This is a genomic window from Chlamydia muridarum str. Nigg, from assembly GCF_000006685.1.
Classification (GTDB): domain Bacteria; phylum Chlamydiota; class Chlamydiia; order Chlamydiales; family Chlamydiaceae; genus Chlamydia; species Chlamydia muridarum.
Genome location: NC_002620.2, coordinates 406,172 through 421,043 on the forward strand (window position 1 = coordinate 406,172; position 14,872 = coordinate 421,043).

The window sequence follows — 14,872 nt, forward strand, 5'->3', positions numbered from 1 at the left end:
TTAGGTTTCTTTATGGAGGCCTTTTAGCAGCTGTTTTAAGTGATGTTTTAAAGCCGGCTTAGAACGTTGATTATCCAGGTATAGAGTATGACAGTAATATATTTTGTTCTTGCAGCCCTGGCCTTAGGCTTTCTGATTTTAATTCATGAACTAGGCCATTTGTTAGCAGCGAAAGCTGTAGGAATGACTGTAGAAAGTTTCAGTATAGGGTTTGGACCTGCACTTGTTCGAAAAAAAATGGGGAGTATTGAATACCGGATAGGGGCAATTCCTTTTGGAGGATATGTTCGTATCAAAGGTATGGACAGAAATGATAAAGAAATATCTGAAGACAGGGAGAAAACGGTTTATGATATCCCTGGAGGATTTTTTAGTAAGTCTCCATGGAAACGTATCTTCGTTTTAGCTGCAGGTCCTCTAGCTAATATACTGGTGGCCCTATTTGCTTTCGGGATTCTCTATTTTTCTGGAGGAAGAACAAAACCTTTTTCTGAACACACCAGTATTGTTGGGTGGGCTCATCCTTCTTTGGAGCAAAAGGGATTACGTCCAGGGGATCGTATTTTCTTGTGTAATGGGCAGGTCTACTCTGGGAATAAGATGGCGTTTTCGTCTTCTTTGCTTGATAGAAAATTATCATTGCAAGGGGAGCATCCTGCTTACTTCTCTGAAGCGGAGTCATTTTCTCTAGACGTACCATTTAATCCTAGCTTAGAAGGAGTCCCTTGTTTAGGGGCTAGCTATTTACTGTATCGTGGTTCTGAGCCTTTGCCTGAAAAATCTCCTTTGATAGATGCAGGATTATCTGAAGGGGATCGTCTAGTATGGATGGACGGTGCTTTGGTATTTTCTGGCGTGCAGGTTTCTCAAATTCTCAATGAGAAAAAAGCTTTTTTGCGAATCGAACGTCAGGGAAAGATCGTATTCGTTCGTCAATCTAGGGTTTTGGCGGGGGATCTTCAGCTCACTTCATATTTTAAGAATGAGCTGATTGATTGTCAGTATGAGGCGGGGCTTAAAGGAAAATGGGCTTCTCTATACATGTTGCCTTACATTATTAATAGTGATGGTTTTGTTGAAAGTAAGATCAATCTGCTAAACACGGATCAGCAGTCCTTAGATTATCATCTGGAGTTAGGAGATAGAATTGTTGCTGTAGATGGAATTCCTGTTATGAGCAATGCAGATATTTTGCGTCTTGTTCAAGATCACAGGGTTTCTTTGATTTTTCAGAGGATGTCTTCGGGACAGCTCTCTGTTTTGGATCAAAAAGCTGCAGACAAAGCATTTATTGATTCCTATGATATGGACGATCTTCTGCGTGTTGCAGGGTCTGTAGGAGAAGAACGGGAGGTATCTCACTTAGGAGAGTATCGTCTGGTAACTCGAGTACAGCCTAAGCCATGGGTGCATATTTATTCTGAAGAATTATTAGATAAACAGCGTGCCCTTGCGTCTAAATTCCGAGATGAGCAAGAGAAGCGCTATTACTTAGAAAGAATAGAATCCGAAAAACAGCGCATTTCTTTGGGCATTCCCCTTAAGGATCTCGCTGTGCAGTATAATCCAGCTCCCTTAGTTTTGATGGGAGAATCCATTTCTGATAGCTTAAGGACTGTAAAGGCCTTAGGATCTGGCCGGCTGAGTCCTCAATGGCTTTCAGGGCCTGTGGGAATTGTCCGTATTCTACATACAGGATGGTCTATGGGGATTCCCGAGGCTCTATCTTGGATCGGATTGATCAGCATAAACCTAGCAGTATTGAATCTCCTCCCTATACCGGTTTTGGATGGGGGTTATATACTTTTATGCTTATGGGAGAGCGTTTCTAGACGTCGGTTAAATATGCGACTCATTGAAAAAGGACTAGTCCCATTTATGATTCTGCTGATCTTATTTTTTGTGTTCTTGACCCTCCAGGATCTTTCCAGAGTTTTCATTGGATGACATTTTGCTTTTAGGAAATCCATAAAGGCTATAGGGGTGAGCTCCTAAACAGTGAATAATATAGATGTCTTTGCTCTTCTCTTTTTTCGCTGTAGTGTTAGGGGCTTGTTTCATATTGGCCTCTATTTCTTCTGGAACCTGAGTCAGTGCAGGGCTTCTGCTGCCATTTCGTAGGAACTCTTTCATAAGAAAGAGAGAAGTCTTATTGGTAATAATGTACGTATGATTCGCATCAATAACGTAATTTTGGTGAGGTGTGTCCAGTCTTGTTTCTGTTACACAGACTTTCCCATCATTCTCTTCTTCCAATCGAAAAGGTAAAAACTTGCTTTTTTTACTTCCGCTTAAAACTAGGACATCAACAGTAGAAGGCATTTTGGCAACATTTAACATATGCTCGGGGCTATATGTTAGGAGCTGCATACCTAATTTCCCTCCGAAAATAAATTGTACTAGAGAGCTTCGGCTATAGCGTCTTGCTAATGTAGATCCTGCATTAGGAGGGGCCATGAGGATAGCTTTCCCTTTTTTCGCTTCTTCAGGACAATCTGGATGAGCCAACGCTACGCGAACAATAACTCCTCCTACGGAGTGCGTAACGAAATTAATAGGCACACCAGGTTTTAGTTCTGCAATTTTATTTAGTAAGCGAATAAGGTGTTCAGCATGTCTTTCTAATGTAAATTTTCGAGTTTCATAGTTCCAAATGAAAACATCATAATTTTCTTTTTCCAGAACTCGACCAATAGGTTTTAGCGAACTATAGGATCTTAGAAATGCGTGAACACACACAACAGATTCCTTTTCTTCGCGGATCGAGGGTACCCCAGCAACTCCTGATGTTAAAGTTTGAATAACAGCGGGATCTGCTAATAGGGAAGTTCCCATTAATAAAAAGAGTATAGTTAATAAAAAATTCTTCATTTCGCAACACCGATTAATATTATTTTAAATAAGTTTGTTTTATTAAAAACAGGTGTTTGTTTGATTGTTTTGTTTATGCGATCTAAATATCTTTTTATTAATAAAATAAAACTAAAAAGTTTGTTTCGATTAATAAAACAAATATTGCGAATAAAGAATTATAAAAAATTGGAAGTGACAAGCGATACTTGAGCTTGTGTAACGTGAAAAATAGAAGAGTTAGAATCTAGATGATTCGGACAAATGGTGGAAGTAGTAACAGTTTGTCCTAAAGAAGTTGAGAGTTGGAAGAGCTGATCTAATCGATTTTGATCTAAACAAGCGTGAATATCATCCATACATAGAAGTGGATGGATAAGAAATTCTTCCTGAAGATATACACATTCAGCAAATCGAAGAACTGCTAAAAGAGAATGTTTTTGGCCTTCACTAGAGAATTTAGAAACAGGTAAATCATTAAGCGTGATGATAAGTTCATCTCGATGAGGGCCTACTGTTGTGTAGCCAAGTTCAAAGTCTTTGGTATTAGCTAATCTAAGTTGTTCATAGTAATTACTTGCAATGTCATTGAGTGTAGGAGACTCTGTTGTAATGAGAGAACTCTCATAACGAAGAGAAAGAGTTTCTTTTAATGTGTTATCCCAAAGATTTTGAAAAATTTTATGCAGTTTTTTAGCGCATTCATAGCGCAACAAGGCTACCAGGCTTCCATAAGCAATAAGAGGGGAGTTCCAGGCAGCGATGGTTTTATAGTCTTGTGTTTTAATAGCTGCATTACGTTGGTCCAAAGCTTTGTGATACAAGGCAATCTGACCTGTATATTTTTCTGAAGCTTGGGCTAATAAGAGATCTAGAAACCGGCGCCGTTCTGCTGGGGAGCCTTCAATAATTGTTGTGTCTTTTACAGAAAAAAGAATAACAGGAAATAGTCCTACTAGTGCGGACAACTTAGTAATAGGGGCTCCATCAAAAAGAATTTTCTTCCCTCGTTTATCTACTTGAATAGAGAGGGTATGAAAAACTTGGTTTTGGGAGAAAACAGCTTCGATAAAAAAATGAGACGATCCAAAGCGTATAGCCTCAGTCAAACGACTTGTTCGGAAGGATCTTCCTAAAGATAAGATATACAATGCCTCAAGAATATTTGTTTTCCCCTGAGCATTAAGACCAAAGATAGAATTCATCTCTGGTCCTAATTCTAGACGCAGTTCCGAGTAATTTCTGAAATCTTTAAGAAATAAAGAATGAACTCGCATTAATCGTCATGTAATCTCATAGGCATAATGACAAACAAACTGCGTGTGGAATCTGTAATAATCCCAGGATTATAGGAATCGGAGATTCCTAATTGAACAAGTTCATCACGGCTGTGTTTCAGTATGTCTAAAAAGAAGAAAGGATTGAAGGCTATTTCTAGAGTTTCACCCGTGTAATTCACGGCCATACTCACCTTCCCTTCTCCGACTTTTGTACAGTTTGCTGTAAGAGTAAGTTCTCCTGGAGAAAAGCTAAATTTTACAGAATGGGAGGACTCGTTTGTGAAAAGAGCTACTTGCTTAAGAAGGGAAATAAGCTCTTCACGATGAAGGTTTAATTGAACGCTACTCTGTGTAGAAATCACAGGGGAAAAGTCTGGGAATTCTCCAGAAAGGAGTTTAGTCACTAACAGAGTGTTTCCACATTCTACAGCAATTTTAGTTTGATCTAAAAAGATCGTTGATTGGACATCTTCCGAAGCCATGCGAATGATCTCTTCAACCGCCTTGATAGGAATAATATAGTCTCCTGAAAAGCTTGGATCCAAAGAAATATTAGTGTCGATTTTTGCTAAACGCTTACCATCGGTTCCGACAACAGTCATGGTGCCGTTAGAGATGGAAAGCAAAACCCCGGTAAGTACGTAGCGACTCTCTTCTCGAGATACTGCAAAAGATGTTCTTTGGAACATATCCTTTAATTGCTCAGAATCAAGGGTGAAACGAAGAGCGTTTTGCATGTCAGGAAGCATGGGGAAATCTTCCTTCCCCATACTTAGCAGTCTAAAACACGAAGATCCAGAGGTAATCGTTGCCATCTCTCCAGAATTAGCCGCCACTTCAATGTTAGCTTCTGTTAACTCTCGAATGAGTTGGAAAAAACGTCGAGAAGGTATAGTTACAGACCCAGATTCATATACTTTCGCTTTAACAACACAACGAGTACTGACTGTTAAATCTGTAGCAGTGAACACTAATTCATCGTTGCAACTCTCTATGAGTACATGGGTTAGCACGGGAATTGGTGTGCTTTGCGGAACAACGTTTTGAACCTTTTTAATCAGATTTCCTAACTCATTTCGGGAGATAACGAATTTCATTACTTTCCTGTAATTACGTAAGTCTTTTTGGAATGAACAACCGAGCTTTGCGGCGCGGAGGTAAATAAATCGTCTCCCGGGGGCCAAATCTATAAAAAATATCTTGACAAAAGACAGCTTAGGTAAAGCCTCCCTGAAGGCGGAAATCCACATGGTACTTGCTGATTGGGATTATTATCAATGACAAAGGATGAATACTTTGTAGAGGAAAAGAAGAAATCTTTTTTGCTATACTGCCATTAGCTTTTAAGAGGTAAAACATGAGCGTTAAGGAAATTGTTTCGAATCGCAAAGCCTTTCACAACTATGAAGTGTTAGAGACGTTTGACGCTGGGATCGTTTTAACTGGAACAGAAATCAAATCTTTACGAGATCATGGTGGAAATTTAGGGGATGCTTACGTAACGATCTCAAAAGGAGAAGCTTGGCTACTACAGTCAAGTATAGCGCCTTATCGCTTTGGGAATATTAACAACCATGAAGAGCGTCGTAAGCGCAAGCTTCTTTTACATAAGTATGAACTTCAAAAGTTGGATTCACGAGTTTCTCAAAAAGGGTTAACGATCATACCTCTTAGCTTCTTCTTCTCTAAAGGTTTTGTTAAAGTGCGTATTGGCTGTTGTCGAGGGAAAAAATCCCACGATAAGCGTCAGGCACTCATTGAACGAGAAAAGAATCGTGAATTAGCTGCCGCTATGAAGCGTTCTTATCGGTAATATAGACACAAAGATGTTTCTTTTTTGCCCAATCAAGAGCTTCTTGCTTAGAGGTGAAGGTAGTTAATGCTGTAGCCATAGCATCTGCAAAAGCACAATTTTCATCGATTACAGATACTGCTAAGATAGGATAGCTACTCTCTTCTAGAGGAATTCCTGTTAAAGGATCCAAAATATGAGTGTAAATTTTTTTATTTACATACCAACGTTGGTATTGGTTTCCACTAGTTGCTATGGAGCTATTATTGAGATGAAGAATTTCTGGCGTTGCTGATGATGCTATGGCCCAAGACCTACCAGAAGGGTGCTTTCCTGATGTCTTGATTTCTCCACCCCATTCCACGTAATAATTTTGACAAAATTGGGAACAAAATATTCCTAACAGATCTACAGCGAATCCTTTTACAGCTCCACAGAGATCTAATTGGACTGAAGGAGACAGTTTTTTTAGCGTGTGATTGGTCTTATCAAGAGAAAGTAGATGCCATCCAGTGTTTTGCTTATACGAGTGAAGTAGTTCTTGAGGGGGGAGAGTCTGTGATTTTAAGTGAAGCAGCCATAAGTTTTTTAAAGCTCCTAAGGTAGGATCAAAACGTCCGTCTGAAAAGGTATGGAATCGATCTATTTCACATAAAAAAGAGAAGAGTTCTGGAGATAGGGAAATGGGTTCAAGAGTTTCAGAACGATTAATGCGCGAAATTTCAGAGAAAGGATTCCAATTATTAAATATTTGGTCAATGTGATCAAATATTTGATCGATTTCCTTTTGAGCTTGTTTTTTTTGAGAAAAGGAAAGAGTTTCCCCGAGCACGACTCGGTAAGGAATTGTCATGCGGACACCTTCAAAAATAGTTTTTGAAGGAGAAGAGCAGGCTTGAATCAAGAAAACGAATATGATCAAAGCGTATGGCGTAAAAAACTTTCCCATGTATTTCTCATTAGCATGGCAACGGTCATGGGGCCCACCCCACCAGGGACAGGGGTAATAGCTTGGCAAACAGGAACGACATTGTTAAAATCGACATCGCCCACTAAAGAATACCCTTTAGGGTTGTCTGCAGGGACTCTTGAAGTTCCAACATCTATAACGATACATTTTTCTGAGATCATTTCCTTAGTTACAAAGAGAGGAACACCAATTGCAGAGACAAGAATGTCTGCAGTTTTAGTGATTTCTTTTAGATGTTCGGATTGGCTATGAAGAACTGTCACGCTAGCATTAGTATCTGCATGTTTTTGCATAAGCAATGCTGATAAAGGTTTCCCTACAATATTACTACGTCCCAAGATGACAACGTGTTTTCCATAGAGAGGAATTTCATAATATTTGAAAAGTTCAACAATTCCTGAGGGGGTACAGGGGATAAACCCATCCGTTTCTCCAAGAAGAAGTTTCCCCATATTCACAGGGTGTAAACCATCAACATCCTTATTAGGGGAAATAGAAGAAAGGATTGTTTGAGTATCTAGATGTTTAGGAAGGGGGAGTTGAACTAGAACGCCATGAATATTTTCATCGCAGTTTAGCTCGTGGATAAGAGATAGAATATCAGAAAGAGTTGCATCCGAAGGCTTCCGGTAAGATCTGGATATCATTCCCAAATCTCTGGCGCGCTTTACTTTCATATTTACATAAATTTCTGAAGCAGGGTTGTTGCCTATCAAGACAACAGCAAGACCAGGAGAACCTGATTGGGATCGGATATTGTCTTTGACAGTTGCTAGAATACCATCAGCGGCTGGAGCTCCCTTTAATAACATGTACAAACACTTAGTTAAATGATTTATTGTCAGTTGTTCTAGAAAATAGGGGATACAATCCTCTCGATCAGTGTACAGCAGCTGATGAATTTTTAAAACTAGAAGACAGAGCAGGAATTAGATCTGTGGAGTAAAAGGTGTTTTATGGGTCAGAAGGCTGAGAAATGCTCCATAAGGAAGGTCTACTAAGATCACATGTTGTAAATCAGCTAGAAGGGCTGTTCCGCACAGACAAAGGGGGTGATTGAAAAACGCGAGAACTGGGTAGGAGAGCAAATAGAAGGTTAGAGCAAACAGAGCGCTGATCAAAGGAAGTGAGATCCAACGCTCCTTTATAAAGAACTTTTGTGTTTTGTAAAGGATAAGAGCTGTGCTCACATAAAGAAAGGCTTGAATGCCCATAAAACAAGTGGATCCCATATCGCAAAGAAGACCTGAAAGCATAGCCCAAAGAAGAACGCGTTCTTTAGGATGGGAATAAAAAGTAGTAACGACCAAAGGTGCAAAATATACGGGCCGCCATTCAGGAAAATAGCGTGGAAACAAGAGAAAACTTGCCAAAGAGACAGAGAACAATGTCGCGCGTGACAAATTTTCAGAAAAGATTCCGAAGATAGTCGGGAAAGGAACCTTAGTAAGAGGAATAAGAGCCTCAACAGAGTTATTATGAATATTTTCGGAATATAAAAGATGAAGCGATTTATATCAATCGATGCACAATATTTAGTTAATAAAGATGTGTTTCTATTTATTTTATAGTTTCGTTCAAAATGCATTCTAATTTAATATATAGAATATATTTTTAAAAATAAAAACATTCTGGTTTCTGCTTATGAAAAAAAGAGGCAGTCGCAGTTTAGCACAAGTGATTAGATGTAAGACGGGAAAGTATTTTCCAGCTTCTGTTGAAAGTGGAACCAAAAAAGAGAAAAAACATCACTATAGCACGGCTTCAAAAGAAAAAGAGGTTCTTAGAAAACGTGCAGCAGAGTTTGATGTACTAGTTCGTTCACTTTTGAATAAACAAATGCCTAAAAATCCTGACCAAATTTTGGTTTTCACATACCAGAAGGGGTTTGTGGAGACGGATTTACATAATTTTGGCAGGTATTCTGTAAAATTGTAATTGGAGAAAGATCTAATAAAAAACTAAATAAGTGGGATTAACCCACAATGGAATGATGGTGGGGCCTGGGTTATTTATTATAGGTCTCAAAGACCGCTTAGTAATAATGATCTCCAAAGTCTTTATTACTGAGCGGTTAGGCATGAGTGCCTACTTGGGGCTACAGAGATGCACTTTATTGCATCTACCCGCTTTTCTTTGCTGTCAGACCTATTTTTTTGGTTTTTTTCGCAAGGCTTCACTGCCTTGCGTTTTTTTTGTCCAAATGTTTTTCTATTATGAATTGATTTAAAACTCAATGTATTTTGTTTTGTTTTATAATTAACTGTTTCAGTTTAAAATTATTGTTACCATTCACTGGCTTTTTATTTTTTAAGGAAATAGCATGTCTGTTTTTGGAAGTGGTAGCATATCTCCCGCAACGCCTGATTTTGATCCTTCTATTTTTATGGGGAAACAGGCGGAATCGGCAAACACCGCTAAAGAATCTGTCGGGGCATCGAGAGCTAAGGAGTCCTCTGCCGCAGAACAGCAAGCTGCAATAAGTTCGGGAACAGAATTAGATTATGTTACTGATTTACAGCAAAGTGAGGGAAAATACAAAAAGACTCTTGATAAAACTTCAAAATCTCCCAAAACCAAGTTAAAAGGGAATTTTTCTAAGGTACGGGCTGGCACTCAAGGGTTTTTAACAGGGTTTGGAACTCGAGCTTCGCGTATTTCTGCACGTAGAGCTGAGGCCAATGGAGAGGGGATGTCTATGATTCCCAGCCAGATGGAATATGTTAAGAAAAAAGGAAATCGCGTTTCTCCTGAGATGCAAAATTTTTATCTCGGAGCCTCTGGATTATGGAGTCAAACGTCCCAAGTTTCTTCTATAACGGAAAAGCATTTAGGGGCTACCGCGCTATCATCGACCCCTTCATTAACGGCTTTGCATAGTCCTCTGGCTATTGAACAGCTATCAGATGGGGAGATAACAGCTTTAGCTTCTTTTAATCCTAATGCTCGGGCCTCTTATTTGGACCCGCACACGATCAGTGCATGGACGGAAGCTCGATTGGGAGGAGAAATGATTTCTACTCTTTTAGATCCCAATATTGAGACTTCTTCTCTTTTACGTAGAGCACCTACTGTGAGTAATGAAGGAATGATCGATGTCTCGGATATGAATAAACAGACAGAAAGTTTATCAATGGTAGGGTTAGTGAACTCAGTTGTCGACGATCCTGTCTCTGTAGTAGAAGAGAAGAAAAAGGACGAGCTTTCTTTAGAAGAGATGGCTGCTATGGCAAAAATGATGGCAGCGTTATTAAGTTCTGGGGAGGGAATGGCTTTCTTTGTAGCCTCTTCTACCTCTGGATTGGGAGTTACACAATTTCCTGAACCTAAATTTTCGGGAACGATTCCTCACAATTTTACCAAAAAGGAAACGAATCAAGATATCTGGGAAGAGAGTTCTCGGATAGGGAATCTATCTTTTAATCCGAGAGGATCGGGAAATACAGTCTCTTTGTCGGCAACGAGTCTGCATGAAGAGGCGTCTTACAGGTTCCCCAAGGGAGATTCTCCATGGGATGTTAACGAACTTCCTTTTGCTGTTCAACAGAGCGCCATGTTTAAGGCGCCGTATGCCAATATAGAACAAGATCTTATTCAGGATACAAGTGTAGGAGTTGTTTCTGTTTCGGCTGATACGGTTGGACAGGATACGATCAGCTCCGCTTATCAGTTTCCTTCTCAATTGGGAATGTCGGTGCTATCTCCGATTCCTCTTTCTACAGCTGATTATAAGGCCGTTTTAGAGCATCGTAAAGGGCCTGGTGGTCCTCCGGATCCATTAATTTATCAATACCGTAATGTGGCTGTTGATCCAGCAATTATTTTCCAATCCATTTCGCCATTTAGCGTTTCTTCGCGTTTTTCTGTACAAGGGAAACCAGAAGTATTTGCTGCGTATGATGATGATCAAGAATCCTCCGGAGGTAATAGTGGGGAAGGAGAACAAGATCAAGATCAGGACAAAGCAAATAAAACAGAAGATGCAGGAGGTGATTCGTGAGAATTATCCCTTTTGATCCTTACGGATCAATAGCTTTTCAGGGGATAACGAAAGATCCTCAAGAGAAAAAGTCTGGTAGTATATCAGAGAAAATAGCAGAAGAGATTTCTCGCAATGAAGCGTTGCGCATGGCCTTATTGGTTATTGCTGAGCAGGAAGATAAAGAAAAGAGACAGCGTCATCGATTTAAAATTCTGACCAAAAAACAAACCAGCGTGTTACTTGGCCAGTTGCGTCATTTTCGGTTAGATTTTCAAAAACTCCAGATGGGAGGCTCTATTGAGTGGTCTTGGGATGATGAATCTGAACATCCTAAGTCTTTAGGTAAGCGGATTACAAAAAAATCTAAAAAATCAATTCGTATTGGTGCTACTGCAGCACAAGCAATTGCTCATGCTGCAGAGGCTTGGGTGATTTCTCGCAATGAAGGAATTTTGGAGATGACTCTAACATTATTCCAAAATAATAAGGGTGACGAGTAATCTTGCATTAATATCAGGCTGCTTGATTTTCGTTATTTGTGGGAAATGGAATGATTATAGGGTTCTGTTCCTGTTGATCTGGAGAATAGTACAGAGTACATTCTTCTATTAATCCATCCCAGATGGCTTGTATTTTACATTGCTGTTTTTCTGTAAGATTTTCAATGACAATCATGTCTTCTGTATTAAGGAAAAATCCTTTTTCAGACCAATTTACTGATCCTGTGATGAGAGTCTTTTTATCGAATATTCCGAACTTATGATGTAGTTGATAGGGAGTTACTTTCTCATAAATAGAAAGACTTGGATGTTCCAATTGTTGAATTTGTTTTAAGGTTAAGGATTTGAATCCTTTATCTACCAGGATCACTACATCGACACCTCGATTCTGTGCATTATTTAATTCTTTAATAATTTGTGGAAGGGTAAGAGCAAACATCCCAATTTGAATGGATTCCTTAGCAGAGCGAATGTGTTGGAGTACCTTTTCTAAGGCAGCAGAATTTCCCTCATTTAGAGAGAAGTATTCTATGGGTTGATTGTTGATACAGCAGATTCCAGAGGTTTGGGTCTTAATGAAATGACAAAGTTCTGGGCTTTTCAATCCAATGACTAAATTTGCACTTTTTTCTAAGGATGTAAATGTCAAGTTTGCGGATGCTATCCAAGCTGTTTTCCCATCTATAGCCATGGTTTTTTGGTGCATCAGCTTGTTTTTTACAGGAGGGTGTTCTACCAGAGTGAGTTGTGGAGATGGGGAGAAATTAGTGCTTTTTGAAATGCGTTGGTAGTGAATGCATAGGGGAATTTGAGACTCTTCTTGTTTTTTCAATTCGGAAATAATAGCCGAGGAAGAAAGATCATAGATACTCAGAAAAATATCCTTTTTTGCAGAGTTAATTGCATCACAGAGAACCTGAGTAATATTGTCCCCACATTGTTTAGAGAAGATAATAGGTTCATTGGACTCGATAAAAGTTTGAAAGGTATCAGAAGATTGATTTGGAGGAGGGGCTTTTAATAAATATCCTCCAATAAAAAGGGAAATTAAGCTGAATGTGATTTTAGAAATAAGTTGTTTTGTTTTTTTCATTTGATTGTATTGCTCATTGACACCTAGACAAGGTGTTATACTTAAAATTAATCACAAATAGTTGTCGCTAAAGTGATTTTTGTTGGTATTTATTTTCTTTTTATTAAAAACAAAACAAAAACTTAATAAAAAGAGATTTTTCTTTTTAAGAGAAGTATTTATCCCAACGCGAAGAAACGTGTTTTTTAGTTTCCTCATCAGCTTCGACTTCTTTAGGATAAGAAGGTTTCATGAGAGCATTAAGAATCATTGGGGGGCGGTAACTGATTTTGTGATTCGTTACATGACTGACAGGGATGTGCAAGTCTGTTGCGGGGGATGATCGTGTAAATGTTCGCCATAAAAACTCTTTCGTATCAGAAAGAGTTTTTGACAGATCTTCTACTAAAACAATTAAAGGCCACTGTTCTAAATGAGATTCCTTCAGTAATAGAGGAATGTTTATTTGTTGAATAGAGGTTTCTAGAACTAAACAGCCTCRGCAAAATACTCCTATGCGAGATACTCCTGGGAGAGAGGGGCCTTGGTAGTGTCGAGGTAAAGAGCGGATTGGAGTCCCCACACCTAAAAAGATGCCTCTAGACCCCTTATTTAAGGCAGGGCCAGTGTAATCTAACGTATCATTTGCTGTGTCCGAAATGATAATAAGATCCTGATCAAATCGCATACGTTTTAATACGCATTCTAACAGACTAGGGAAGTTATTTAAATCTACGGATTGATCTGTAATCCATAAAAACTTCGTTAAAGAGAGCTGTCCTTCTCCAAGAATCCGTAAAGCAGATCGTAGGGCTTCTTTCCAATATCGCTCTTTAACTACTGCGGCCGCTACAGCATGGAATCCTGCTTCTCCGTAGCTTTTGAGATCTTGAACTCCTGGCATAATTAGTGGAAAGAGTGGAGAAAGAATCTCTTGTAGTTTATTTCCTAGGAAAAAATCTTCTTGAAAAGGCTTTCCTACGATTGTTGCTGGGTAGATAGCATCCTTTTTATGATATAAGTGCTGGCAGTTAAAGATGGGGAAATCATGCGTTAAACTGTAATATCCGAAGTGATCTCCGAAAGGGCCTTCCGGACGACGCTTCCCTGCAAGAGCTTCTCCAGTCAGAATGAATTCGGCATCGCATAGTAGCGGGTGATTGGATAAGGGGGCTTTTTTAACAAAAGAAAGCTTTTTGTTTTGTAAAAAAGAACAAAATAACAGCTCCGGAACATTTTCAGGCAGAGGCGCAATAGCTGATAGAATGAGAAAAGGATTGCCCGAAAGGAAGATCGTGACAGGAAGATTTTGTTGTTTTTGCTCAGCTTCAAAGAAGTGAGCCCCGCCTCCTTTTTGAATTTGGAAATGCAAGCCTAGGGTTTGTTCATCAAATCGCTGCATACGGTACATCCCCAAATTAGGGATACCATTTTCAGGGGATTGCGTATAAACCAAAGGGAGCGTTAAAAATGGCCCTCCATCTTCTGGCCAGCTTGTAAGCATAGGAAGTTGTAAGAGATTAGGGGCATCTTGATGAAGAAATGGAGAAGGGCGAAACCGTTGTTTACGGAGTCCTAAAGACGAAAGCCCCCGTTTTAAAAGAGAACGATGTTGCCATAATGAAGAGAAAGAGGGGGGGGAGGATAGTAAGATAGCAATTTGATCAAAAATCCCAGAAGAAAGATCTGGAAATAGAAGATCAACACGTTTCTGCGTGCCAAATAAATTCGTGAGCACGGGAAAAGGAGATCCTTTAACATGATGAAAGAGAAGAGCTGGCCCTTCGTTTTCTACAACGCGACGATGGATCTCTGCTATTTCTAAATAAGGATCTACGGGAGTATAGATGTCAATAAGTTCACGCTGAACACGTAGGTAATCCACCAAAGATCGTAAGGAAAACACGCCGCAGTCCGTCTATTCGAATATTCAAAATAGTCTTCCTAGATTCCATAAGAAGGATTTTCTCGGGGGAGAAATAGATACGCATGCTGAGAAAGATTTTCTCTCAGCATGCATATGAGAGACTAAAAACCTTTGCTTTTAGCTCGGGCAACAACCTTATCCAAGCCCAATTTATCAACCAGACGTAAAGCTGCTGCGGAAATTTTGAGTTTAAGGAAGCGATTTTCTTCTGTAGACCAAAGTCTTTTAGTCATCATATTAGGGAGGAAGCGACGTTTTGTTCTTCCTGTAACTTTCAAACCGATTCCTTTTTTCTTTTTAGAAATCCCTCGGATAGCGTAGCTATATCCGCGACGAGGCTTTCTTCCTGTAAGAGCACATTTCTTCGACATGACTTCCCTATATTCACTGGCCGCTATCTCTCGACAGGGCAACTGTAACAAAAAGAAACCATGTTAGACCTTTTTTAATATATCGGGAAGAAGTTTTCTTGAAAATGTAGCAGAAAATGTATTTCAAA

General features: G+C 39.3%; 14 protein-coding genes and 1 pseudogene. 6 read left to right on the forward strand and 9 right to left on the reverse strand.

The window, feature by feature from the left end; genetic code table 11:
* Window positions 1-87 precede the first annotated feature (87 nt).
* Window positions 88-1,947: a site-2 protease family protein gene (locus TC_RS01735; RefSeq protein ID WP_010230221.1), complete on the forward strand. Its 1,860-nt coding sequence runs from the start codon at window positions 88-90 to the stop codon at window positions 1,945-1,947.
* On the opposite strand, the gene TC_RS01740 is transcribed toward TC_RS01735, so the two are convergent.
* The 3 genes from TC_RS01740 to dnaN form a co-directional block, all read right to left on the reverse strand.
* Window positions 1,894-2,871, reverse strand: coding sequence for an esterase/lipase family protein (locus TC_RS01740; RefSeq protein WP_010230222.1), 978 nt, complete (start codon window positions 2,869-2,871; stop codon window positions 1,894-1,896). The genes TC_RS01735 and TC_RS01740 overlap by 54 nt on opposite strands.
* 158 nt (window positions 2,872-3,029) lie before the next feature.
* On the reverse strand, window positions 3,030-4,127 hold the full coding sequence (recF, locus tag TC_RS01745) for a DNA replication/repair protein RecF (RefSeq protein WP_010230223.1): 1,098 nt from the start codon (window positions 4,125-4,127) through the stop codon (window positions 3,030-3,032).
* Window positions 4,127-5,227 (reverse strand): DNA polymerase III subunit beta, encoded by a 1,101-nt coding sequence (dnaN, locus tag TC_RS01750; RefSeq protein ID WP_010230225.1) that lies wholly within the window; start codon window positions 5,225-5,227, stop codon window positions 4,127-4,129. Before dnaN ends, recF begins: the two co-directional genes overlap by 1 nt.
* Window positions 5,228-5,487: 260 nt before the next feature.
* Between dnaN and smpB the strand changes: the two genes are divergently transcribed.
* Complete coding sequence (gene smpB / locus TC_RS01755) at window positions 5,488-5,943, forward strand: SsrA-binding protein SmpB (protein ID WP_010230227.1); 456 nt, start codon at window positions 5,488-5,490, stop codon at window positions 5,941-5,943.
* Here smpB and TC_RS01760 read toward each other — a convergent pair.
* The 3 genes from TC_RS01760 to mreD all read right to left on the reverse strand — a co-directional run bounded on the left by TC_RS01760 (window position 5,921) and on the right by mreD (window position 8,265).
* Entirely contained in the window at window positions 5,921-6,871 is a 951-nt protein-coding gene (locus tag TC_RS01760; RefSeq protein ID WP_010230229.1) for an FAD:protein FMN transferase, read from the reverse strand. The genes smpB and TC_RS01760 overlap by 23 nt on opposite strands.
* Complete coding sequence (gene folD / locus TC_RS01765; RefSeq protein WP_010230231.1) at window positions 6,841-7,704, reverse strand: bifunctional methylenetetrahydrofolate dehydrogenase/methenyltetrahydrofolate cyclohydrolase FolD; 864 nt, start codon at window positions 7,702-7,704, stop codon at window positions 6,841-6,843. Before folD ends, TC_RS01760 begins: the two co-directional genes overlap by 31 nt.
* A gap of 117 nt (window positions 7,705-7,821) precedes the next feature.
* Entirely contained in the window at window positions 7,822-8,265 is a 444-nt protein-coding gene (gene mreD, locus TC_RS01770; RefSeq protein ID WP_042107577.1) for a rod shape-determining protein MreD, read from the reverse strand.
* 271 nt (window positions 8,266-8,536) lie between these two features.
* On the opposite strand from mreD, the gene ltuB reads away from it, so the two are divergent.
* The 4 genes and pseudogenes from ltuB to TC_RS01785 all read left to right on the forward strand — a co-directional run bounded on the left by ltuB (window position 8,537) and on the right by TC_RS01785 (window position 11,374).
* A complete protein-coding gene (ltuB, locus tag TC_RS01775; RefSeq protein WP_010230233.1) occupies window positions 8,537-8,830 on the forward strand; it encodes a late transcription unit protein LtuB in 294 nt (97 codons plus the stop codon).
* A 55-nt stretch (window positions 8,831-8,885) separates the two neighbouring features.
* Window positions 8,886-9,206: pseudogene (locus tag TC_RS04930) on the forward strand (hypothetical protein).
* 9 nt (window positions 9,207-9,215) lie between these two features.
* Window positions 9,216-10,892 carry a hypothetical protein gene (locus tag TC_RS01780; RefSeq protein ID WP_010230235.1) on the forward strand — a complete coding sequence of 559 codons (1,677 nt, stop codon included), beginning with the start codon at window positions 9,216-9,218 and terminating at the stop codon, window positions 10,890-10,892.
* Window positions 10,889-11,374, forward strand: coding sequence for a hypothetical protein (locus TC_RS01785; RefSeq protein WP_010230237.1), 486 nt, complete (start codon window positions 10,889-10,891; stop codon window positions 11,372-11,374). The genes TC_RS01780 and TC_RS01785 overlap by 4 nt, the downstream gene beginning before the upstream one ends.
* 13 nt (window positions 11,375-11,387) lie before the next feature.
* Here the strand turns inward: TC_RS01785 and TC_RS01790 are convergent, their stop codons facing one another.
* From TC_RS01790 to rpmB, 3 genes are all read right to left on the reverse strand, one after another.
* The gene (locus tag TC_RS01790; RefSeq protein ID WP_010230240.1) at window positions 11,388-12,467 is read right to left on the reverse strand and encodes a phospholipase D-like domain-containing protein; all 1,080 of its coding nucleotides are present in this window, start codon (window positions 12,465-12,467) and stop codon (window positions 11,388-11,390) included.
* A gap of 145 nt (window positions 12,468-12,612) precedes the next feature.
* The gene (locus TC_RS01795; RefSeq protein WP_010904323.1) at window positions 12,613-14,352 is read right to left on the reverse strand and encodes a menaquinone biosynthesis decarboxylase; all 1,740 of its coding nucleotides are present in this window, start codon (window positions 14,350-14,352) and stop codon (window positions 12,613-12,615) included.
* Between the two features lie 122 nt (window positions 14,353-14,474).
* Window positions 14,475-14,744 (reverse strand): 50S ribosomal protein L28, encoded by a 270-nt coding sequence (gene rpmB / locus TC_RS01800; RefSeq protein WP_010230244.1) that lies wholly within the window; start codon window positions 14,742-14,744, stop codon window positions 14,475-14,477.
* Window positions 14,745-14,872 lie beyond the last annotated feature (128 nt).

Coding starts and splice junctions, on each gene's coding strand:
- TC_RS01735 (WP_010230221.1), top strand. CDS start 88: ATGACAGTAATATATTTTGTTCTTGCAGCCCTGGCCTTAGGCTTTCTG.
- TC_RS01740 (WP_010230222.1), bottom strand. CDS start 2,871: ATGAAGAATTTTTTATTAACTATACTCTTTTTATTAATGGGAACTTCC.
- recF (WP_010230223.1), bottom strand. CDS start 4,127: ATGCGAGTTCATTCTTTATTTCTTAAAGATTTCAGAAATTACTCGGAA.
- dnaN (WP_010230225.1), bottom strand. CDS start 5,227: ATGAAATTCGTTATCTCCCGAAATGAGTTAGGAAATCTGATTAAAAAG.
- smpB (WP_010230227.1), top strand. CDS start 5,488: ATGAGCGTTAAGGAAATTGTTTCGAATCGCAAAGCCTTTCACAACTAT.
- TC_RS01760 (WP_010230229.1), bottom strand. CDS start 6,871: ATGGGAAAGTTTTTTACGCCATACGCTTTGATCATATTCGTTTTCTTG.
- folD (WP_010230231.1), bottom strand. CDS start 7,704: ATGTTATTAAAGGGAGCTCCAGCCGCTGATGGTATTCTAGCAACTGTC.
- ltuB (WP_010230233.1), top strand. CDS start 8,537: ATGAAAAAAAGAGGCAGTCGCAGTTTAGCACAAGTGATTAGATGTAAG.
- TC_RS01780 (WP_010230235.1), top strand. CDS start 9,216: ATGTCTGTTTTTGGAAGTGGTAGCATATCTCCCGCAACGCCTGATTTT.
- TC_RS01790 (WP_010230240.1), bottom strand. CDS start 12,467: ATGAAAAAAACAAAACAACTTATTTCTAAAATCACATTCAGCTTAATT.
- rpmB (WP_010230244.1), bottom strand. CDS start 14,744: ATGTCGAAGAAATGTGCTCTTACAGGAAGAAAGCCTCGTCGCGGATAT.